Origin of the sequence: Streptomyces griseiscabiei (assembly GCF_020010925.1) — a bacterium.
Taxonomy (GTDB): domain Bacteria; phylum Actinomycetota; class Actinomycetes; order Streptomycetales; family Streptomycetaceae; genus Streptomyces; species Streptomyces griseiscabiei.
On sequence record NZ_JAGJBZ010000001.1, the window covers coordinates 4007343 to 4028065 of the forward strand.

The 20723-nt window shown below is 71.7% G+C and carries 19 protein-coding genes and 1 tRNA gene; 12 read left to right on the plus strand and 8 right to left on the minus strand.

All coding sequences use genetic code 11. From position 1 onward, the window contains the following. Positions 1-117: 117 nt before the first annotated feature. Together J8M51_RS17495 and J8M51_RS17500 are read right to left on the minus strand one after the other, a co-directional pair. Entirely contained in the window at positions 118-786 is a 669-nt protein-coding gene (locus tag J8M51_RS17495) for an HAD-IA family hydrolase (RefSeq protein WP_086757074.1), read from the minus strand. A 179-nt stretch (positions 787-965) separates the two neighbouring features. Further along, positions 966-1547 (minus strand): TMEM165/GDT1 family protein, encoded by a 582-nt coding sequence (locus J8M51_RS17500; protein ID WP_086757072.1) that lies wholly within the window; start codon positions 1545-1547, stop codon positions 966-968. A 544-nt stretch (positions 1548-2091) separates the two neighbouring features. Between J8M51_RS17500 and J8M51_RS17505 the strand changes: the two genes are divergently transcribed. The 5 genes from J8M51_RS17505 (at position 2092) to J8M51_RS17525 (ending at position 8102) form a co-directional block, all read left to right on the plus strand. Beyond that, a complete protein-coding gene (locus tag J8M51_RS17505) occupies positions 2092-2736 on the plus strand; it encodes an HNH endonuclease family protein (protein WP_086757070.1) in 645 nt (214 codons plus the stop codon). A 153-nt stretch (positions 2737-2889) separates the two neighbouring features. Further along, complete coding sequence (locus J8M51_RS17510) at positions 2890-4527, plus strand: alkaline phosphatase D family protein (RefSeq protein WP_086757068.1); 1638 nt, start codon at positions 2890-2892, stop codon at positions 4525-4527. Positions 4528-4766: 239 nt separating this feature from the next. Further along, positions 4767-6746: an FAD/NAD(P)-binding protein gene (locus tag J8M51_RS17515; protein WP_086757065.1), complete on the plus strand. Its 1980-nt coding sequence runs from the start codon at positions 4767-4769 to the stop codon at positions 6744-6746. Between the two features lie 84 nt (positions 6747-6830). Beyond that, positions 6831-7286 carry a DoxX family protein gene (locus tag J8M51_RS17520; RefSeq protein WP_086757063.1) on the plus strand — a complete coding sequence of 152 codons (456 nt, stop codon included), beginning with the start codon at positions 6831-6833 and terminating at the stop codon, positions 7284-7286. Positions 7287-7472: 186 nt separating this feature from the next. Then, on the plus strand, positions 7473-8102 hold the full coding sequence (locus J8M51_RS17525; RefSeq protein ID WP_086757061.1) for a DedA family protein: 630 nt from the start codon (positions 7473-7475) through the stop codon (positions 8100-8102). A gap of 239 nt (positions 8103-8341) precedes the next feature. On the opposite strand, the gene J8M51_RS17530 is transcribed toward J8M51_RS17525, so the two are convergent. Next, complete coding sequence (locus J8M51_RS17530; RefSeq protein ID WP_086758208.1) at positions 8342-8569, minus strand: DUF2277 domain-containing protein; 228 nt, start codon at positions 8567-8569, stop codon at positions 8342-8344. Between the two features lie 151 nt (positions 8570-8720). Here J8M51_RS17530 and J8M51_RS17535 point away from each other — a divergent pair, with 151 nt between their 5' ends. Then, positions 8721-9629: a ketopantoate reductase family protein gene (locus tag J8M51_RS17535; RefSeq protein WP_086758210.1), complete on the plus strand. Its 909-nt coding sequence runs from the start codon at positions 8721-8723 to the stop codon at positions 9627-9629. On the opposite strand, the gene J8M51_RS17540 is transcribed toward J8M51_RS17535, so the two are convergent. Beyond that, the gene (locus J8M51_RS17540) at positions 9601-10593 is read right to left on the minus strand and encodes a LysR family transcriptional regulator (RefSeq protein WP_086758212.1); all 993 of its coding nucleotides are present in this window, start codon (positions 10591-10593) and stop codon (positions 9601-9603) included. The genes J8M51_RS17535 and J8M51_RS17540 overlap by 29 nt on opposite strands. A 145-nt stretch (positions 10594-10738) precedes the next feature. Between J8M51_RS17540 and J8M51_RS17545 the strand changes: the two genes are divergently transcribed. Continuing rightward, positions 10739-11065, plus strand: a complete 327-nt coding sequence (locus tag J8M51_RS17545; RefSeq protein ID WP_086758214.1) for a hypothetical protein — start codon at positions 10739-10741, stop codon at positions 11063-11065. Between the two features lie 56 nt (positions 11066-11121). Here J8M51_RS17545 and J8M51_RS17550 read toward each other — a convergent pair. After that, a tRNA-Val gene (locus J8M51_RS17550) sits at positions 11122-11193 on the minus strand. Between the two features lie 182 nt (positions 11194-11375). Between J8M51_RS17550 and J8M51_RS17555 the strand changes: the two genes are divergently transcribed. The 3 genes from J8M51_RS17555 (at position 11376) to J8M51_RS17565 (ending at position 14487) form a co-directional block, all read left to right on the plus strand. Further along, positions 11376-12182 (plus strand): DUF4097 family beta strand repeat-containing protein, encoded by an 807-nt coding sequence (locus tag J8M51_RS17555; RefSeq protein WP_086758216.1) that lies wholly within the window; start codon positions 11376-11378, stop codon positions 12180-12182. A gap of 99 nt (positions 12183-12281) precedes the next feature. Further along, the gene (locus J8M51_RS17560; RefSeq protein ID WP_086758218.1) at positions 12282-13733 is read left to right on the plus strand and encodes a hypothetical protein; all 1452 of its coding nucleotides are present in this window, start codon (positions 12282-12284) and stop codon (positions 13731-13733) included. A gap of 121 nt (positions 13734-13854) precedes the next feature. After that, complete coding sequence (locus tag J8M51_RS17565; RefSeq protein WP_086758220.1) at positions 13855-14487, plus strand: DUF4383 domain-containing protein; 633 nt, start codon at positions 13855-13857, stop codon at positions 14485-14487. A gap of 19 nt (positions 14488-14506) precedes the next feature. Here J8M51_RS17565 and J8M51_RS17570 read toward each other — a convergent pair whose 3' ends face one another. The 3 genes from J8M51_RS17570 to J8M51_RS17580 form a co-directional block, all read right to left on the minus strand. After that, the gene (locus J8M51_RS17570; RefSeq protein WP_086758222.1) at positions 14507-15649 is read right to left on the minus strand and encodes an amidase domain-containing protein; all 1143 of its coding nucleotides are present in this window, start codon (positions 15647-15649) and stop codon (positions 14507-14509) included. A 115-nt stretch (positions 15650-15764) separates the two neighbouring features. Continuing rightward, positions 15765-17051: a polysaccharide deacetylase family protein gene (locus J8M51_RS17575; protein WP_086758224.1), complete on the minus strand. Its 1287-nt coding sequence runs from the start codon at positions 17049-17051 to the stop codon at positions 15765-15767. A gap of 47 nt (positions 17052-17098) precedes the next feature. Continuing rightward, positions 17099-19225 carry a transglycosylase domain-containing protein gene (locus J8M51_RS17580; RefSeq protein ID WP_086758228.1) on the minus strand — a complete coding sequence of 709 codons (2127 nt, stop codon included), beginning with the start codon at positions 19223-19225 and terminating at the stop codon, positions 17099-17101. A gap of 476 nt (positions 19226-19701) precedes the next feature. On the opposite strand from J8M51_RS17580, the gene J8M51_RS17585 reads away from it, so the two are divergent. Both J8M51_RS17585 and J8M51_RS17590 read left to right on the plus strand, forming a co-directional pair. After that, positions 19702-19923 carry an FmdB family zinc ribbon protein gene (locus tag J8M51_RS17585; protein WP_086758226.1) on the plus strand — a complete coding sequence of 74 codons (222 nt, stop codon included), beginning with the start codon at positions 19702-19704 and terminating at the stop codon, positions 19921-19923. Between the two features lie 97 nt (positions 19924-20020). Further along, positions 20021-20716 carry a DedA family protein gene (locus tag J8M51_RS17590; protein ID WP_398856336.1) on the plus strand — a complete coding sequence of 232 codons (696 nt, stop codon included), beginning with the start codon at positions 20021-20023 and terminating at the stop codon, positions 20714-20716. Positions 20717-20723 lie beyond the last annotated feature (7 nt).

Genomic DNA, 20723 nt, shown 5'->3' on the forward strand with positions numbered 1-20723 from the left:
CGGGGTTCCGGGGGAACCAGGGGCACCAGGGGCACCAGGGGCACTGGGTGAGCCCCGGGGGAGGCGGCACCGTCCCGCCGGTCGCGACGGCGGCCGTCTCCCCGTCACCGGCCCCCGTCACGCCCCGACGTACAGCCGAATCGCCCCGCCCTCGCCCACCTCCACGCGTACCGACGTCAGGTCGGGCACCACCACGTCCGGCGCGTACGCCCCCGCGCGCTCCCCGATGCCCACGACCCGCATCCCCGCCGCGTGCCCGGCCGCGATGCCCGCCTCGGAGTCCTCGAAGACGACGCAGTCCTCGGGGGCCACGCCCAGTTCCGCGGCGGCCTTGAGGAAGCCCTCGGGGTCCGGCTTGCTCGCGCCGACCGACTCGGCGGTGACGCGCAGCTCGGGCAGGGTCAGCCCGGCGGCGGCCATCCGTGCCGTGGACAGGGCGACGTCCGCCGAGGTCACGAGGGCGTGCGGCACAGCGCCGGTGACGAGGGACGCGAGGAACTCGGGAGCGCCGGGTATCGGCACGACGCCGTCCACGTCGGCGGTCTCCTCGGCCAGCATCCGCGCGTTGTCCGCGAGGTTCTCCGCCATGGGCCGCTCGGGCAGCAGGACGGCCATCGTGGCGTAGCCCTGGCGGCCGTGCACCACCTTCATGACCTCGGCGCCGTCCAGTCCCTGCCGCTCGGCCCAGCGCCGCCAGACGCGCTCCACGGCGGCGTCCGAGTTGACGAGGGTGCCGTCCATGTCCAGCAGGAGGGCGCGGGCGGTCAGAACGGTGGTGGCCGTCATCGGCAGCTCCAAGGCGCGAAACGAGGGCCGCGGACGGTCGCACCCGGTGAGGCGGCTGGCGGCCCGGAGGGACAAGGCGGCCCCGCCCACCGGTCAGGGAGTGCGGGCGGGAGCCACTTTGTTTCCCTACGGTACAAAACAATGCGGGGCCCCGCCACCCCCTCACCCGTCCCGCTCACTCATCCCGCCACGGCCTCCCACAGACTCCACACACCGAGCCCCGTCATCAGTACGGCGGCGATCCGGGTGATCAGCCCCAACGGCACCCGCTTCATCAGCGCCTTTCCGCCGACGATGCCGAGGCCCGCCACGGTCCACAGGGCGAGAACCGCACCCAGTCCGACGGAGAGCGGATCGTCGTACCGGGCCGCGAGGTTCGCGGTCATGATCTGCGTCAGGTCCCCGAACTCGGCGACCAGGATGAGCATGAAGCCCGCCCCCGAGACCTTCCAGAAGCTCTGGTCCTCGGGCCGCCGGATCTCTTCCTCGCCCTCGTCCTTCTTCATGAGCAGCACCGCCGCGCCGCCCAGGAACAGCACGCCCGTCAGCGCGTGCACGATCTGCTGCGGCAGGAGGGTGAGGACGCTGCCCGCGGCCACGGCGAGCGTGACATGGACGGCGAAGGCGGCGGCGACGCCGGCGAAGACGTACGAGGCGCGGTAGCGGGTGCCGAGGACGAGGCCGGCGAGGGCGGTCTTGTCGGGGAGTTCGGCGAGAAAGACGACGCCGAAGACGAGCGCCGTGACACTGATGCTGATCAAGGTTCCTCAATCGGTCGGGCCGCCCCACCGAGAGAAATCATCCGCTGACGCGACACCTCGGCACGGCAGCACACGATGCGTCCGCGCCGGACGGCACGGACGTGCACTGCTTTGCCGAAGGTCTCGCTGGCGCGACCCCGGTCCACGGGGCCCGCCTCCGGGCGCCGGCTCAGACGAGCTGAGCAGTATGTCGACGGTCCGGCGAAGAGCTACTCCCCTTCTGCGGGGTCCATGGTACGCGCCGGTGAGGGCTGGTCGCGCAGTTCCCCCGCGCCCCGGAAAGAGGCCTGCGGCCCTTTCGGGCCTGAAAAGCACGGGGCGCAGCCCCGGCTTTTCAGGGGCGCGGGGAACTGCGCGAGAAGCCCCACGCACCCGCAGACGACACGCGCCCCCGCGCACCCGCGCGCCCCCATCACAGCCATACCTCTTGCCGTGTCATGAACACGTCACTAACTTCTCACCAGACGCACACCCGCCGGTAACGCCGCGACGCGACCCTTCAATCGCCCGCTCCCCAAAACCCCCGGCCCCACAAGGAGTTCCCATGCGCAGGTTCTACGCGCGTCGACGAGTCAGCATACTCGCGGCGCTCAGCGGATTGATAGCCTCCGCCGCGCTCTTCAACGCTCCGACCGCCTCCGCCGCGCTGCCCACCCCCGTCAGCGCGTCCACCGCCCGCTCCTACCTCGCCACCCTCACCGTCGCGGCCGAGGACCGCACCGGGTACGACCGGGACCTGTTCAACCACTGGATCACGATCAGCGGCACCTGCAACACCCGCGAGACGGTCCTCAAGCGCGACGGTACGAACGTCGTCACCAGCTCCGCCTGCGCCGCCACCAGCGGCAGCTGGTACTCCCCGTACGACGGCGCCACCTGGACCGCCGCCTCCGACCTGGACATCGACCACCTGGTGCCGCTGGCCGAGGCCTGGGACTCCGGCGCCGACTCCTGGAGCAGCGCCACCCGCCAGGCGTTCGCCAACGACCTGACCCGCCCGCAGCTCATCGCCGTCACGGACAACGTGAACCAGGCCAAGAGCGACCAGGACCCCGCCGAGTGGATGCCGTCGGTGACGTCCTACCGCTGCACCTACGTCCGCGCCTGGGTCCAGGTGAAGTACTACTACGACCTCGCGGTCGACTCCGCCGAGAAGAGCGCCCTCACCAGCTACCTCGCGAACTGCTGACACCCCCGAGAGAAAGTGGTCCGGAACCTCCCCGTTCCCTCCGCCGTTCCGTACCGTACGGGGCGACGGAGGAGGGTGAGCACGATCGCCGTCCCGACACCGGCTGAAGCGCCCCGGAGGCGAAGCCGACCAGAAAGGGGTGGGTGATCGCTCATGGCGGGTCTGCGCCTTGGACCACTGCTGAGATATGTGGACGGCTCGTCCGCGACCGTGTGGGTCGAGGCGAGCCGTCCGTGCGTCGCCGAGGTCCGCTGCGCCGGCGGCGGACGGGGCGAGGCCAGGACCTTCCAGATCGCCGGCCACCACTACGCGCTCGTCCCGGTGACGGGCCTCGCCCCGGGCACGGCCTCGGCGTACGAGGTCCTCCTCGACGGCACCCCCGTGTGGCCCCCGCCGGACTCCCCCTTCCCGCCCTCCGAGATCCGCACCCCGGTCGAGGGCGACGCCGTCCGGGTCTCCTTCGGCTCCTGCCGCTGGGCCGCGCCGCCCGGCGGCGAACCCGACCCGGTGGGCCCGGACGCCCTCGACACCCTGGCGGCCCGGCTCGCCGCCGAACCGGGGACCGAGCGGCCCGACGTGCTCCTCCTCCTCGGCGACCAGATCTACGCGGACGAGACCTCCGGGGCCACCCGCCAGTGGCTCGCCGCCCGCCGGGACCTGACGGACCCGCCCGGGGACCAGGTCGCGGACTACGAGGAGTACACCCACCTCTACTACGAGTCCTGGCTCGACCCGGAGATCCGCTGGCTGCTCTCCACCGTCCCCAGCTGCATGATCTTCGACGACCACGACGTCATCGACGACTGGAACACCAGCGAGGCCTGGCTGGAGGGCATGCGGGCCACCGCCTGGTGGCGCGAGCGCATCCTGAGCGGACTGATGTCGTACTGGGTCCACCAGCACCTCGGCAACCTCTCCCCCGCCGAACTGGCCGCCGACCCGGTCCACACCGCCGTACGCGCCACCCCGGACGGTACGGACGCGCTGCGCGCCCACGCCTGCCGCGCCGACCGGGACCCGGCCTCGGTCAGCTGGAGCTACCGACGGGACTTCGGACGGGTACGGGTCCTGATGCTCGACACCCGGGCCGCGCGCGTCCTCGCCGAGGGCGACCGCTCGATGCTCGACCCCGGCGAGGCGCGGTGGCTGCGCGACCAGGCCCTGGACGCGCCCGGCTCGTACGACCATCTGCTCATCGGCACCTCCCTGCCCTGGCTGCTGCCGCATCTCGTGCACGACGCCGAGTCCTGGAGCGCCGCCCTGTGCCGGGGCGAGCGCGGGGACCGCTGGGCGCGGTTCGGGGAGAAGCTGCGCCAGGGCGCCGATCTGGAGCACTGGGCGGCGTTCCCCGCCTCCTTCGAGTCGCTGACCCGGCTCGTCGCCGAGGCGGGCTCGGGCGGCGACGCCCCGGCGACCGTCCTCGTGCTCTCCGGCGACGTGCACCACGCGTACATCGCCGAACCGTCCTGGCCGGAACGCGGCCCGGACGCCCGCGTGCTCCAGCTCACCTGCTCCCCCGTGCACAACTCCATCCCGCTCTCGATAAGGCTCGGCTTCCGCTTCGGCTGGAGCGGCACGGGGCGGGCGCTCGGCCGGTGGTTCGGACGGCACGGGCGGGGCGAGCGGCCGTCGATCGACTGGCGCAGGACGGGCGGCCCCTGGTTCGGCAACCACCTCATGACGCTGACGCTGCACGGCCGTTCGGCGCGGCTGCGGCTCGACCGCGCGCGGGCCAGGCGGGGCGGCAAGGCCCGCCTGGAGACACGCTCGGAGTCGACGCTCACCCCCTGAGCCCGCCCCCTGAGGCCATCCTTGAACCCATTGCGCACGGTTGTCACCCCTTGGCGCCCCTTGTTACCCCTGTTGTCCGAGTTGCTCGTGAGGCATCCCACACCTGGAGCGTCCGAAGGGGCTCAAGGCTCCGTTCCCGTGACGCACGGCGGCATGATGAGGCGGACCGTCCGCTTCCCGGCGGGCGGTCCGCCGCACCGCGCCCCACGATGCGCCCCACACGCACGGGAGTTACCCCCTTGTCGGATTTTCCAGGTTTCCCAGGGATCAGTGACATCGGCAGTGACATCGGCATCGCGCTCGTCGGCGCCGGCCCCCGCGGCACCAGTGTCCTGGAACGCCTCTGCGCCTCCGCCCCCGAACTGCTCGCCCCCGGCACCCGGTTGACCGTCCATGTCGTCGACCCCGCACCGCCGGGCCCCGGCCAGGTCTGGCGCACCGCGCAGTCCCCCCACCTGCTGATGAACACGGTGGCCTCCCAGGTCACCCTCTTCACCGACGACAGCGTGGACTGCTCGGGCCCGACACGACCGGGCCCGAGTCTGTACGAGTGGGCGGCCCTGCAGCCGGAAGAGCCGGGCGGAACACCGGAGTTGGGGCCCGACGACTATCCGACCCGGGCCCGGTACGGCCGCTATCTGGAGTGGGTCTTCGCCGAGGTGGTGCGCGGCGCGCCGCCCGGGATCCGGGTCGAGGTGCACGGCACCCGCGCGGTCCGCCTGGACGAAGCCCCCGACGGCGGCCAGCGGCTCACGCTCGCCACCGGGCGCGTCCTGACCGGCCTGGCCGCCGTGGTCCTCACCCAGGGCCATCTCCCCACCCTCCCGGACCGGGCCGAACGCGACCTCACCGCGTACGCCGCCCGGCACGGCCTGCGCCACGTCCCGCCCGCCAACCCGGCCGACCTCGACCTCTCCCCCGTCGCCCCCGGCGAACCCGTCCTGCTGCGCGGCCTGGGCCTCAACTTCTTCGACCACATGGCCCTGCTGACGACCGGCCGGGGCGGACGCTTCGTACACGACCGCGACGCCGGGACGGGAACACCCGGCGCCCTGCGCTACGAGCCCTCCGGCCGCGAGCCCCGCCTCTACGCCGGCTCCCGGCGCGGTGTCCCGTACCAGGCACGCGGCGACAACGCCAAGGGGCCGTACGGCCGTCACACCCCGCTCGTGCTCACCCCGGAGGTCATCGCCGCCTTCCGTAAACGCGCGGACTCCGGCGAGGCACCCGACTTCCTGGCGGAGATATGGCCGTTGGTCGCGAAGGAGGTCGAAACGGTCTACTACGAGGGCGTGCTGGCGGGCTCGGCACGCCGTGGCGGCTCCCGGGCCCCGTTCCGTGACCGCTTCCTCGCCGCCCCTCACCGGTCGCCCCGGGAAAGCGCCGTTCTCGACGAGTTCGGAGTCGCCCAGGCGGAGCGGTGGTCCTGGGACCGGGTGTCGCGGCCGTACGCGGGGCGGGAGTTCACGGACACGGCGGACTGGCGGGGGTGGCTGCTGGGGTATCTGCGGGAGGACGCGGCGCAGGCGGCGCTCGGGAACGTCGAGGGGCCGGCGAAGTCCGCGCTGGACGTGCTGCGGGACCTGCGCAACGAGCTGCGGCTGATCGTGGACCACGGCGGGCTGGCGGGGTCGTCGCGCCGGGAGCATCTGGACCGGTGGTACACACCGCTGAACGCGTTCCTGTCGATCGGCCCGCCCCGCAGCCGTATCGAGGAGATGGCCGCGCTGATCGAGGCGGGCGTACTGACCGTGCTCGGCCCGCGAGTCGAGGTGCGCCCGGCGGACGGGGCGTGGCTGGCGCGCTCACCCGACGTGCCGGGGTCGCAGACGCGGGTGACGACGGTGATCGAGGCGCGTCTCCCGGAGCCCGATCTGCGCCGCACGGCGGACGCGTTGCTCGCCGGGCTGCTGGCGGCGGGAGGGTGCCGTCCGCACCGGACGGACGGGTACGAGACGGGCGGACTGGACGTGACGCCTCGGCCGTATCACCTGATAGACCGTCAAGGTGCCGCGCATGCAAGGCGGTTCGCGTTCGGGGTTCCCACGGAGGGCGTGCACTGGGTGACGGCGGCGGGTGCGCGGCCAGGGGTGGATTCGGTCACGCTTTCCGACGCGGATGCGGTGGCGCGAGCGGTTCTACGTGCGACGACACCCGCGAACTCCCTTCAGGATCAAGCAAAGAGCTGGCCAAATGTTGAACTTGCAAGCATTGATTAGGCCTGCCTAACGTGTGACTCACCGGTAATAACCGTCCCCACCGGCCCCACAAGGGCCGGGTCACTACCGAAGGAGTCCCCCACTATGACCGGACGCCTCAACAGCGCCCAGCCATACGCCCTCGGACTGTTCCGCATCGTCATCGGCCTGCTCTTCACCTGCCACGGCGCCAAGACCCTCTTCGGTGTCCTCGGCGGCGCGGACGGACAGGGCGGCACCGTCTCCGCCGGCGACTGGCCCGGCGGGTACGCGGCCGTCATCCAACTCGTCGGCGGCGCCCTCGTCATGCTGGGCCTCGGCACCCGCGCGGCGGCGTTCATCGCCTCGGGCTCGATGGCCTACGCGTACTTCAAGGTCCACCAGCCGCAGGCCCTGTGGCCGGTGGAGAACAGCGGTGAGGGCGCGGCCCTCTTCTGCTGGGCCATGTTCCTGCTGATCTTCACCGGTTCCGGCGCGCTCGGCCTGGACCAGTTCCTCGCCAGGCGCCAGTCCGCGTCCGCCGGCAGCACCGCCGCGAGCAAGTCCCCCGTGGCGGCCTGACCCACGCCGGGACCGGCCGGCCCGGCCTCTCCCGCCGCCGCCCTCTCCTGCCACCCCTCCCGCGGCCCCGATGAACACGGTGTGACGGACACATGAGCCCCTGTGAGCCGTCTGTCATACCCGGGGCGTACGCTGTTCGGCTGTCACGGGTCACCGTGCCGCCGGGGGAAAACAGGAGAGTGTTCGGTGCTTGAGAGTCTGGGCTGGCTGGCCGCCGGCCCATGGATCTACGCCGTCGTGGGCGTGTCCATCGTGCTGGACGTGTTCCTCCCGGTGCTCCCGAGCGGTGTCCTGGTCGTCGCCGTGGCGACCGCGGCGGCGGCCGAGACGGCGGCGGGTGTGGCCCGCGAGGTGCCCGACATCCTGGTGCTGATGCTCTCGGCGGCGACCGCGTCCGTCCTCGGTGACCTGGTGGCGTACCGGCTGGCCTGGCGGGGCAGCGCCCGGCTGGACCGCGCCATCGCCCGCTCGCGCCGGCTGACGACCGCGCAGGAACGTCTCGGCGCCGCGCTCGCCCGGGGCGGCGGCTTCCTGGTCGTCGTCGCCCGCTTCGCCCCCGCCGGCCGCTCCGTCGTCTCCCTCGGCGCCGGCGCGGCTCGCCATCGCGCCCGCGACTTCCTCCCCTGGTCCGCCGTCGCCGGTCTCGCCTGGGCCGCGTACAGCGTCGCCCTCGGCTACTTCGGCGCGCAGTGGCTCGGCCCCACGTGGCTCGCCACGGCGGTCTCGCTGGCCGCGCTCTTCGGCGCGGGCGCTGCGGCGGCGTACTTCATGCGCCCACCACGGTCCGGCTGCGCCGCCGCGCCGGGTGCGTCGTAGCTCTGCCGGGCGGGCGCCTCATAGCTCGGGGGTACGGGGTGCGTCGGCGGGTGCGGGTCCGGTGGGGGCTGTCGCGCAGTCCCCGCGCCCCTGAAAAGCCGGGGCTGCGCCCCTTGCTTTTCGCCCCGAAAGGGCCGCAGGCCACTTTCAGGGGCGCGGGGAACTGCGCGAGAAGCCCCACCGGGCCCGCACCCGACGACGCACCCGCCGCCGCACCCGACAAGCCAACGCACTCACCCCTATCCGGCCCGCCGCGAAGCGCCCCGTACCTCCAGATCGGCCAGCAGCTCGGCCGTCGCCTCGGCGACCGCGTCCACCGCCCGCTCGAAGACCTCACGATTGTGCTCGGCGGGCGCGCGGAAGCCGGAGACCTTGCGGACGTACTGGAGAGCGGCGGCCCGGATGTCGTCCTCGGTGGCCTCTTCCGGCAGGACGGGCGGGCGGAGCGTCTTGATACTGCGGCACATGACCCCAGTCTCGCGCGTCCGTCCCCAGGTCATCCAGTCCTCCAAGCGATCTCTTGGAGGACGGCAAGTTCACCCGAGGATTGACTCCTCCTTCCGCCCCTTGTGATCATCACGGGGCCGGCCCGACCCGGCCGGCGGAAACGAGGGGACCATGACGAACGAACGGCTCACGGTGGCGGTACTGGGCCCCGGCGGCGTGGGCGGCCTGCTCGCCGCCCTGCTCGCCCGCGCCGGAAACCGGGTGATCTGCCTGGCCGGCGAGGCCACGGCGGAGACCCTGGACAGGACCGGCATCCGGATCGGCAGCGCCCGCTTCGGCGAGTTCACCGCCCGCGTGGAGACCGCCACCGAACTCCGCGAACCGGTCGACGCGGCCCTGATCACGGTCAAGCACACGACCCTCGCCGCCTCCCTCGACCGGCTCCCGGCGGCGCACCTGACCCCCGACACCCTGGTCGTCCCGTTCCTGAACGGCGTCGAGCACCCGGCGGCCCTCCGCGCCCACTACGGCGGCGCCGTCCCCGTCGCCCCCGCCGCCATCCGCGTCGAGTCGACCCGTGTCGCCCCGGGCGTCATCGAACACGGCAGCCCCTTCGCGGAGGTCGACCTGACCGGCGACGACGTCCCGCCCGGCCGCCTCAACTCCCTTGCCGGGGCCCTGGAATGGTCCGGCGTGGGCACCCGGGTCCTGCCGGACGAGACGGCGGTGCTGTGGGCGAAGATGTCGTTCCTGGCCCCGTTCGCCCTGCTGACGACCCGGCACGGCGTGCCTCTCGGCGAGATCCGCACCCACCACCGCGACCGGCTGGCCGCCCTGGTCGAGGAGACGGCGGCGATCAGCACGGCCGCTGGCGCCCCCGTGGACCCGGCCGAGACCCTCCGCCGCTACGACGCCTTCCCGCCCGCCACCAAGTCCTCCATGCAGCGCGACGCCGAGAACGGCCGCCCCCTCGAACTGGACGCGATCGGCGGCGCGTTGCTCCGCGCGGCCGACCGCCACGGCGTACCGGCACCGGTGGCGACCGAGGTGGTCACGGAACTGCGGGCGGCGGGCCACTGAACGAACGCCCTGGGCCGGCGCCCTGGGCCGGGCCCGCGACCTCCGGGACCGCCCGTACCCCACCCCCCACCCGTACCGCGTGCCGGGCCACCGTGTCGGCGAAGGCGCGGGCCGGGGGTGACAGCGCCTCCCAGCGGCGTACGGCCCAGCCGACGGTGAGCGGAGGCAGATCGGGGACCGGGACGAAGCGCAGCCCGGGGCGGTCGGGGCCGGTCCAGCCCGGGAGGGCGGGGACGACGGCGTGGCCGACGCCGAGTTCGGCGAGCAGGATCGCGGTGTCCCAGTCGGCGACCCCGGCGCCGGAGGGGCTGGCGGTGACACCCAACGCGCGGTAGGCGGCGGTGAGATGGGCGTACGAGGTGGAGTTCTCCGGCAGCCCGATGAGCCGCATCCCGTCCAGTTCCCCGCCCTCCACCCGCTCCCGCCCGGCGAGTTCGTCGTCGGCGCGTACGGCGAGCACCCAGGGCAGCTCCGCCACGGCCCGCTGTTCGATGCCCCGGACGGCGGGCCCCAGGGTCAGCCAGGACAGGTCGAGGTCCCGGGACGGGTCGGCGAGCGCGTCGCGGCAGCCCGCGCTCGACCGTACGGTCTGGAACTCCAGGCCCACGTCCGGGTAGGAGCGCCGGAAGTCGACGATGCCCTGGGCCATGAAGTGGCGCACGGTCGTACCGCCGGTGGCGATCCGTACGACCCCGCCGTCGCCGCGCACCAGCTCGGCCAGCCGGCGCAGCGCGAGGTCGAGCCCGGTGATGCCGTCGGCCGCCGCCTCCTGGAGCACCCGCCCGGCCCGGGTGGGCACGACGCCCCGGGCCTGCCGCTCCACCAGGCCGACCCCGACCTCCCGCTCCAGCCGCCGTACGTGCTGGCTCACCGCCGACTGGGTGCAGCCCAGCTCCCGGGCCACCGCGCTGAGGCTCCCGGCCCGGCAGACGGCGACGAAGACACGGAGATCGTCAAGGGTCATGGAAGGGACCATATCCAAGGCCGGGCTTGGGTTTCGGGGCTCTCTCCAAGGGGTGGCTCCGCCCATCCGCCCGTTCGGATGAAGTCACTCCGGAAGTGACAGAAGGAACTCGCATCCCAAAATCGAACAGGCGTACCATTGCCGCGTGGCTGAGACCTATGACTTCCCCAGTGACCTCCTCGCCGGTCAGGAGGAGCTGCATCAGGTCCGGGCCGAGCTCCTGGCACTGCTGAAGCGGCTGCCCTGGTCGGTCGAGCCCCTGGACGGATTCAGTGACGACCACGGCTGGCGGAAGATCGAGCGCCCCGCCTCCCCGGGCTGGACGCCCGACGAACAGGCCGAGGTCGAGAAGCTCCGCGAGCGCGAGCGCGAACTGGCGGTCTTCGTGAGCTGCCACCGCTTCTGGGCGGAGGTCGCCACCGAGGAGAAGGTCGAGGCCCGCACCCACCTGAAGCACGTCCACGACTCCTGACCCCGGACGCACGAAGACCCCGGCCGTGACCGGCCGGGGTCTTCGTCACCTACGGGTGGGCATGGACGGTTTCGAACCGCCGACATCCTGCTTGTAAGGCAGGCGCTCTACCCCTGAGCTACACGCCCGAGTGCGCGTCGACAGCCTACATCGCGCGAGGGAGTGCCCCGCAAACCAGTAACCGGGGGTTATCCCCACCCTTGGTCCGGGAGCGGCCCGGATCCCCCTCAGGACGCGCGCTCCGTACGGTCGAAGGACACCGAAGGACAGCGCGGGACAGCCGGGAACCAGGCCCCAGGGGGAGATCGTCATGACACGCACGGCTCGGAGTACGGCACGCACGGCGCCTACGACCCGTAGGTCGCGTACGGGAGCGGTGGCCGTCGCCGGTCTCGCCGTCGCGCTCATGGCGTCCGTCGCCGCGTGCGGGGCCGACGCCGGGGAGGACCGGGATCCGGAGCACCGGAGCTTCGCGCTCGACGGCCGGACGCTGACGGTCGACTCGGACGACTCCACGCTGGAACTGGTCCCGGCGGACGTGGACGAGGTGAAGGTGACCCGGTGGTTCGAGGGGCGGGTCATGGTCGGCGGGAAGCCCCGGGTGACCTGGGAGATGAAGGACGACCGGCTGAAACTGCGGGTGAAGTGCTCCGGCGTGGTCGTCGACTGTGCGGCCAAGCACCGGATCGAGGTGCCGCGCGATGTCGCCGTCGCGGTGACCAGCGACGACGGCAGTGTGACCGCCAAGGGCTTCGCGGCGCCGCTGGAGGTGCGGTCGGCCGACGGCGCCGTGCGGGTCGCCGACTCCACCGGACCGCTGGAGGTGTACACCGACGACGGTTCCGTGCGGGCGCTCGGCATCGAGTCGCGGCGGGTGAAGGTGAACACGAAGGACGGGTCGGTCAGGCTCGAACTCGGCGTCGTACCGGATCTGGTGGAGTCCCGCAGCGACGACGGCTCGATCAGCATCGCGCTGCCGCGCGACACGTCGTACCGGGTGGAGACCGGCAGCGACGACGGTTCCGTGGAGGTGTCGGTGCCGCGTGACAAGGGCAGCTCCCATGTGGTGACCGCCCACACCCAGGACGGCTCGGTGAAGGTGCGGAACGTGGACTGAGGGCCGTGCGGGAAGCTCGAACCGATCGACCCGTGTTTTCGTCCTTGACCGGTGGGAGAATGGCACCGGTCAGGGCGGATGACAGCACGGGAGAGGGATGTGACGGCGACACCTGCACAGCCGGACACGCCGAGTGCGCCGAGCGCACGACACACCCACAGCCGCGCACCACGACCAGCGCCCCACCCGACCGCGGGGCGTACGCCCCGGCCCCGGCGGGTGCGCCGCTCGCCCGCCCGGGACACCGTGGCCCTGCTCGCCCTCCCCCTCCTCGCCGCCCTCGTGCTGCCCGCCGCGTTCGCCGGAGGCGGCACGCGGCGGTGGTTCGGAGGGCGGGCCGAGGGGCAGCGGGCCGAGGCACAGGCGGCGAAGGACGCGGCGGCGGCCGCGTTCTACGAGCTGGACACCGCGCAGCGGGATCTGCGGATCTCGATAGAGACGATCACGGCGGTGGACGACACCCCGGACGCCCGGCGCGTGGCGACCGGCTTCGAGGCGCTGGGCCGGCGGATCGACGAGGTCAGCCACCAGTACATCAACGCCGTGGACGCCCATGACCTGGACCGGGACGACCTGGAGGCGTCCGTCGCCGCCCGGGCGCGCGCCGAGCTGACGGCCGCCAAGGACGAGCTGGGACGGGTCAAGCAGGAGCTGGACCGGTTCGCGCAGAGCCTCGGGCCGCTGCTCGACAAGGCCGAGACCCAGCTGGCCCGGCTGGTCCCGGCGGTGGAGCGCGCCCGGCAGGGCCTGCTGGCCGCCTCCAACGCCCTGGACGCCGTACGGGGTTCGGGGCTGACGGCCGACGATCTCGCCGCCCGGCTCGCGGCGCTCGCGCCGGAGCTGACCAAGCTGAACCAGGGCGCGGGGCAGCACGGCGTACCGGAGACGCTGGAGCGGGCCGACCGGGTCGTGCGCGAGGCGGAGGCGGTGCGGGCGGAGGCCGAGCGGCTGCCGGAGAAGGCCGCCGAGATCGACCACCGGCTGGTGTCGCTGCGCACCCGCGCGGAGGCGCTGGGCACCCGGGCGGAGCAGGTGCCGCAGGTACTGAGCGAGCTGCGGCGGCGGTTCGTGGCGTCCTGCTGGCAGGACCTGCAGCAGGTGCCGGAGCAGGCCGCGCGGGACGTGGAGCAGGCCCAGGCCAGGCTGCGCGAGGCGCGGACCGCGCGGGACGCCCAGCGCTGGCCGGACGCCACCGCGCTGCTGTCGACGGTCCGGGCGCTGCTGAACCACACCGACGAGGCGGTGTCGGCGGCCGGTGACCGGCTGCGGCGGCTGAACGCGGTGCAGAAGGACCCCCAGCAGGAGATCGACCGGACCCGGTTCGCGATCCGGGACGCCCAGCGGCTGGCCATGGCCGGCCGCTCCACGCCGGAGCCGCGCCACGCCCGCCCGCTGGACGACTCCGTGGGCCGGCTGGACCGCGCGATCGCCACGCTGGAGGGCCGTCACCCCGACTACTGGCACTTCCTGACCGAGACCGACGCCGTACGGCAGAACGTGGCCCGGGTCGTGGACCAGATCCGCAAGGAGCGCGGCGCGGGCGCGACCTGAGACGCGCCGGGGCGGGCCCCGGGCCGGGACCGGGAACGGGGCACTGGGTTGCCCGGCGGAGCCCCCCGGCGGATGCTGAAGGGGTACGCAGGCCTCCGCGCACACCCGATGGGAGGCGGACATGGCCACGCACGCCACGCACACGGTGCGTCCGGGCAAGGGCCGGCACGCGGGTTCCCGCCGGCGGATCAGGATCGACGAGCATCTGCCCGTCGATCATCGCCTCAGCAGGGTCTACCGGTTCGGAGCGGGCCTGATGGGTCTGTTCCTGGTCGTCTTCGGCATCCTGGGGCTCGTCGGCGACGTCGGCTGGTTCGACACCGGCGGCGACGAGGTCGTGGGGCTGAACACCAACGGCACGCTGAGCGTCCTGTCGATCGCGGTCGGGCTGCTGCTGCTCGTCGGGATGGTGATCGGCGGGAACTTCGCCTCCACGCTGAACATGACGCTGGGCGTCCTGTTCATCCTGAGCGGCTTCGCGAACATGGCGCTGCTGGACACCGACTCCAACTTCCTGGCGTTCCGCATCCAGAACGTCCTGTTCAGCTTTGTCGTCGGGATCCTGCTGATGACGTTCGGGATGTACGGCAGGGTCGGTACGGCGCTGCCGCACGACAACCCGTACTGGCGGGCCCGCCACCCGGAGGAGGCGGAGCGCGAGACGCGGCGCAAGGCCGTTGTGGGGATGGCGAAGCTGGAACGGGCCGACGCCCTCCCCGAGTCCGGGACGGACGACGGGAAGGGCGCCGGCTGAGGCACCGTGGGCGCTGGGCTCAGGTGCGGTACGCGAAGTAGTTCGCCGTCGGGTACGAGGCGATGATGCTCGCGACCGAACGGCGGTAGGTGTCCGCGTCGTGGTACGTCAGGTACGGCACACCGCTGGAGCTGCGGTAGGTCGTCATCATGGAGTGGTCCTTGTCGCCATCCTTGTTGAAGTCGACCTGCAGCACGTCGCCGACGTCCATCTGGTAGACGTTCGCCAGCGGGGTGGTGCGCTTGGCGGTCTGGGTGAACCAGGACCACTCGTTGACGCCGATCCAGGCGTCCGCGGTGCCGTTGGAGGCGTAGTACCAGGTGTCGTACTCCTCCGGCGTGACCTTGGAGATCTGCGTCCAGCCGCCCGCCAGGAGGCCCTGGCTGAGGTAGTTGGTGCAGTCGCCGCCGAGCGAGTTGTACTTGCGGTACGCCGGGTTGTAGTTCTTCCAGTACTTCTCGGTGTACGTGGCCATGGCCCCGTAGTTGTAGGCGCCACCGGTGAGCGTCTTCGGCTTGGGGGCCGGGTTGGGCGTGGTGGCCGCCTTGGGGGCCTGGTGGATGGCCATCGTCGAGCGGCTGGGCGCCGCGTCCGCCGAGGCGGTCACGGGCTCGTTGATGCGCGGGGCGCCGCCGTCGGTGGACCGCATCGCGGTGAGCTGCCAGGTGCCGTTCGCCTGGGCGGTGAACGTGAGCACGTGGTGCGCGTCGAAGCCCGTGGAGGCGGGCTCGTCGCCGCGTATCTTCTTGTACTTGAGGCTGGTGGTCTCGGTGACCTTGACCGTGGCCTTCTTGCCCTTGACCGACGCACTGTCGACGGTGACCTTGGTGTCCGCCGAGGTGTACGCCTCACCGAGTCCGGCCAGACGGGACTTGGTGCCCTTGAGGGCGGTCAGCTTGCCGTCCTCGGCCTTCTTCTGGCCCGCGGACAGCTGGACGCCGCCGGTGGGCTTGAGCGCCTTGCGGGCGGCCTTGCTGCCGAGCAGGACGGCGGTGCGGTCGGTGAGCACGTTGTCCGCGACCCGGCCGAAGGCGTCCTTGGTGGCCTTGGTGACCTTGGGCGTCGACGCGGCGGCGTGCGCGGCGGTGACGGGCAGCAGTGCGGTTGCCAGCACGGCGGCCGTGAGGGTCGAGCCTGCGAGGCTCAACGTCCTTGATCTCACTGGTTTTCTCCTTGACCCCGAGTTGGTCGTACCCGGGATCGAATCTTTACATGACCTCCTCAAGCGGAGAGAGGCCGGGGGGAATAACAAGTACGCAACATGGGTATCAACGGCGCTATTTCACGACGCTCGCCCAGTCGGACGGGGCCTGGGCGGGGTCGAGCCCGCGCAGGTTCGCCAGGGTCTGCGGGGACTGGACGTCCATCCAGTCGGCGAGTTCGTCGAAGGACACGCACTTCACGTCCTTCTTCACGCACACGGTCTTGATGACCTCGTCGACGGCGTTCATGTAGATGCCGCCGTTCCACTGCTCGAAGTGGTTGCCGATGAGCAGGGGCGCCCGGCTGCCGTAGTACACGCGGTTGAAGCCGGCCATGTAGGTGTCGATGGTCTCCTGCTGCCAGGTCGGGTACATGGCCGGATCGCCGTCGGTCTGCCCGTCGGTCTGGTTGTAGAGGAAGTTGAAGTCCATCGACAGGGCCTGGTACTCGTCGTTGTACGGGAGCATCTGGAGCGGGAAGTCCCAGATGCCGTTCTTCTTGGCGGGCCACACCTGGTAGGCGCCGGGCGAGCTGGCGTCGTAGCGGTAGCCGAAGTCCTTGACGGCCTTCAGCAGGTTCTCCTGGCCCTCCAGACAGGGGGCCCGGCCGCCCTTGACGGCGTCGACGGTGAAGGGCAGCGGATCGAGGTCGGTGTCACCGGTGTTGGTCTTCCAGTTGGCGAGGAAGTCGTTGAACTCCTTGATCTCCTGCTTCCACTCCGCGACGCTCCAGTCGCCGCCGCCCTTCTCCCCGCAGAAGTGGCCATTGAAGTGGGTGCCGATCTCGTTGCCCTCCTTCCAGGCCTCGCCCAGCTCCGCGAGCGTGGTGCGTATGTGCTCGTCGGTGGGGTAGCTGATCGCGGCGGCGCCCTTCTCGTGCTGCGGCGGGTCGTACAGGTCCCGCTTCTCCTTGGGCAGCAGATAGATGCCGGTGAGGAAGAACGTCATATGGGCGTCGTACTTCTTCGCCATCTCCCGGTAGTGGTCGAAGAGGTTGTCTTCACCGGCGAGCGCGCCGTCCCAGGAGAAGACGACGAACTGCGGCGGCTTCTGGCCCTTCTTGAGCGGTACGGCCTTCAACCGCCCCGTCTGCGGGCCGGTGTAGGAGGTCGAGCCGTCACCGATGACCTTGACCTTGCCGTCCCACTCGGGCTCCTTCTTCGTGGTCCCCCTGCCGCTGCCGCTGCCGGCCGACGACGCGGTCGGAGCCGTGTCGGCCGTGCGGTTCAGCACCAGATAGCCGCCGACCAGGGAGGCGACCACGAGGAGCGCCGCCAGGGTCAGGAACTGCGGTCGGGTGGTGCGGCGCTGCGGACGCGCCTTACGACGGCGGCCCTTGTGCGGCTTGCTGCCAGGGTTCATGTACGGCTCATTCTGCGAGGGTGGCGGGTGCGGGTGCTCATCGGTGGTCAGCCGATACTCATCGCACTGGACCAGATGTCGTAGGGGACGCCGGCCTTGGGTTCTCCGGCGATCCCGTCGAGCGGCAGCGGCTCAAGGCTCTTGGTGAGGTCGATGCGGTAGAGGACGACGGCGGTCGACACGTCCTCGGCCGTTCCGACGTACCAGGCTGCCTTGTCGTCCTGGGTGGTGCCGCCCTTGGCGGCCACCTCGTAGGAGGCGGCGCCGGGCGAGGTCGGGTGGTCGGCGCGGTAGGCGTCGGTGAGGGCCGAGGTGACCTCGGCGGCCACGTCGGCGCCGACCGCGCGCTGGGGCCTGGGGGTGTTCAGGGCGACCTTGGAGCCGTTGTGGGTCATCTTCCGCACGGAGTACGGCTCGGTGTGTCTGCCCGCGGCGGCGAAGGTGCTGTAGCCGCTGGCCATGCGGATCGCGCTGGGTGTGGCGCTGCCCCCGGAGAGCGCGGGCACCTGCGCCCCGAGGCTGGAGGAGAGCAGTCCGGCCGCTTCGGCGGTGTCGCGCACCTTGTCCAGGCCGGTGTCCATGCCGAGCTGCATGAAGGGGCTGTTCACCGATCCGGCGAGCGCGTCGTGCAGGGTGATCGGCCCCCAGGACTTCCCGTCGTCGTTGCGGGTGAGGACCCGGTCGCCGTCCCGGTCCCAGTACGGCCCCTCGGGGGTGGTCAGCACGACGCCGTTGTTCCCGTCGTAGATCGTCTGCGGGGTGACAGGTGTAGCCTCGCCGCCGCGCTCCTTGACGACACCGTGTTCCAGACCCGCCGCGTAGACGAACGGCAGGAAGGCCGAGCCGGACGGGACGGTGGTCGCGTTCGACTCGTTGTAGCCCTGTCTGCGATGGTCGGGTCCGCCGTAGACGGCGAGGATCCGCCCCTCCGCGTCGACCGAGGAGGCGCCGATGTGGGCGGTCCGCGCCTTCTTCGGGCTGTCCTCGCGCACGTCCTTGCGCGCCTTGGTCACGGCGTCGGTCAGCTCGTTCTGCCGGTCCTTGTCGAAGGTCGTGTAGATCTGGTAGCCGCCCCGGTCGAACTCCTGGGCCGTGAGGTTCGATGCCTTCTGCGCGTACTTCGAGGCCAGCTCCACCAGGTAGTCGGTCTGCTTGCCGGTGTCGTACTGGCTGGACTGTTCGATCGGGTCGGGGAACTTGGTGTACTTGGCGCGCTCGGCCTCGGACAGCTTCCCGATGTCGACCATCCGGTCCAGGATCCACTCCCAGCGCTCGACCGCCCGCTCGTGGTTGGCCTTGCTCAGGGTGGGGTCGTAGAGGCCCGCGCCCTTGAGGAGGGAGGCGAGGACCGCGGCCTCGCTGACGTTCAGCTCGCTGACGTCCTTGCCGTAGTACGCCTGGGCGGCCCGCTGGATGCCGTAGGTGCCGCGGCCGAACCAGCTGGTGTTGAGGTAGCCCTCCAGGATCTCGTCCTTGCTCATCTGGTTGTCGAGCTTGAGGGCGATCATCGCCTCGTCGAACTTGCGGCCGAGCGAGCGGTCCTGGGTCAGATAGACGTTCTTGACGTACTGCTGGGTGATCGTCGAGCCGCCCTGGGTGTCGCCCTCGCCCACGGTCCGCACCAGGGCGCGGGTGATGCCGCTGACGGAGATGCCGGGGTCGGAGTAGAAGCTCGCGTTCTCCGCCGCGAGGACCGCCCAGCGCACGTCCTCGGGGACGTCCTTCAGCGGCATCGCCTGGCGGCGCACCCAGCCGGTGCGGGCCATGGGGGTGCCGTCGGACCAGAAGTACACATTGTCCTGCTGGGTGGCGAAGGTGTTGAGGTCGGCCGGTATGTCCGTGGCGGCGTAGGCGACGGTCAGGAACATGCCGCTGAACCCCACGACCAGCCCCGTGGCCCCCAGCGACTGCCGCCAGGACGGCACCCAGCGCCGCCAGTCGGCACGGCCGGGGCGCGGGTACTCCGGGCGTATTCGCCGGGCGAACGGGGCGAAGGGGGCGAGCCGCGAGGCGGCGACGGCGGTGAATCTGGCCAGAACAGACGGCCTGGGCGCCTTGCGTCTGCCCCTCTTTCCCGGTTTCGCCGGTTCCTGCGGAAGGTCGAACGCGCCGGGCTCGGGCAGCCGCAGCTGCATGGTCTCGTCCGGCGGGGCGGGGGGAAGCTTCAGCTGCATCGTGAGGTCGGACTCCCGCACCTCCTCGCCGCGCCCCTGTGCCGGGGCACGCCGACGGCGCGCACGGCCCTCGCCCTCACCCTCGGAGCCGTTCATGTTCTCCGGGTCAGTCACGGCGGACCCCCGCATCGGGGCGGCACCGGCGATGCGCGGCAATCTTGTGGCCCCGCGCGGCAACCATCCGCCCGCGCACGGCGACTGTACGACCGGGAGACGTGACTCCCGATCGGCAAAGGACAGCGGTCATGACTGTCCCCCCTCCCCACTTGGCATCGCCCGTGTGGACGGTCACAGCCGCCACACCCGCGGCCGTGAGCCCCCTGTTCCCCCGGCCTTTCGGCCTCCACACAGCGACCACAAATTATCAGTCACTTTCACAACTGCTTCAGTCAGTAGCGTGAAAATTTGGCCAGTGTGATCGACCCCCCAAAATCAAGCACCCTTGCCCCCTCCCCGACGGCGGCTAGCCTGGGCCCATGCCTCGCTACGAATACCGCTGCCGGACCTGCGGCGACACCTTCGAACTGAGCCGCCCGATGGCAGAGTCGTCCGCCCCCGCGGACTGCCCCGAGGGCCACTCCGACACGGTCAAACTTCTGTCGACGGTCGCCGTCGGAGGATCGGCCGTCGCGTCCGCACCCGCGCCCCGGGCGGGCGGCGGCGGGGGTGGATGCTGCGGTGGCGGATGCTGCGGTTGATCAACACACTCCGAACAACGGCCACCGGCCCGCGATCGTTCACCGTCGCCTCAGGCTCCCTTCAGCTTCGCTCGCCTAGCGTGCACCCATGACAGCCATGCAAGCGGAGTCGATGAGCGGCGCACCCCTGTGGATCATCGGTCTGATGGATCTCCTGGGCGCGCCGGGCGCGGGCCTCGCCGTCGCGCTGGAGAACCTCTTCCCGCCGATCCCCAGCGAGGTCGTCCTCCCCCTCGCCGGCTTCGCCGCCAGCACCGGGCAGATCAGCCTCGTGGCCGCCCTGCTGTGGACCACCGCCGGCTCGGTCGTCGGCGCCCTCGCCCTCTACGGCGTCGGCGCCCTCCTCGGCCGCGACCGCACGGTCGCCATCGCCGCCAGGCTCCCCCTCGTCAAGGTCTCGGACATCGAGCGGACGGAGGCGTGGTTCCTCCGGCACGGCACCAAGGCGGTCTTCTTCGGCCGTATGATCCCCGTCTTCCGCAGCCTGATCTCGGTCCCGGCCGGCGTGGAACGCATGCCCCTCCCCGTCTTCGCCCTCCTCACCACCCTCGGCAGCGCCCTGTGGAACACGGCCTTCGTCCTGGCCGGCTACTTCCTGGGCGCCAACTGGACCGAGGTGACGGCGATCGCCTCGACGTACTCGAAGATCGTGCTGGCGGGAGCGGCCGTGGCGGTCCTGCTGTTCATCCTGGTCCGCTTCCTGAGAAGGGGAAGCACCTCAGGGGCGCGGGGAACTGCGCGACAAGCCACGACCGACCCGCAGCCCGCCGACCACAGCACCCCCACCCCCTGACCGGCAC